Annotated in this window: 1 pseudogene; it reads right to left on the bottom strand. The window is 55.8% G+C overall.

From position 1 onward, the window contains the following. A pseudogene (locus J0A66_RS21960) lies at window positions 1–387 on the bottom strand (S9 family peptidase); the annotation flags it as partial.

Genomic DNA, 387 nt, shown 5'->3' with positions numbered 1-387 from the left:
CAAGACCCAGTCGGCTTGTGGATTGGCAGGCTGGAATTTCCAACTGCGCAAGGTGCGATCGGCAAAACGCCATTCGCTAACCACGGCTAGTCCCTGATTACCCCATTGAATACCGCTATAGCGACGTTCCAGGCGCAGCATTTCGCTTGGTGCTGCCTTAAAGGGGGCGGCCAGACTAAAAAGCGCGTCATGGTGGGGAACATCGACACTCATATTGCCGCCATCCTGGGCTTCTGCCCATACCAGAGTGGCAGCAACATCGGCACGCCAGTGCACATCACGGGGGCCTTCACGAACAGAGTCAAAACCTTTGGGGATGGTTTCACCGGATGGCAGCTTGGCCAGTGACTTGACTATCTCTCCGCTGGTATTCCAGACCTCAATCAG

It is taken from the genome of Bowmanella dokdonensis (genome assembly GCF_017254865.1).
In the GTDB taxonomy this organism is placed as follows: Bacteria; Pseudomonadota; Gammaproteobacteria; order Enterobacterales; family Alteromonadaceae; genus Bowmanella; species Bowmanella dokdonensis.
Note: the sequence above shows the minus strand (reverse complement) of the source record. Positions and strands in the feature narration are given on the sequence as shown.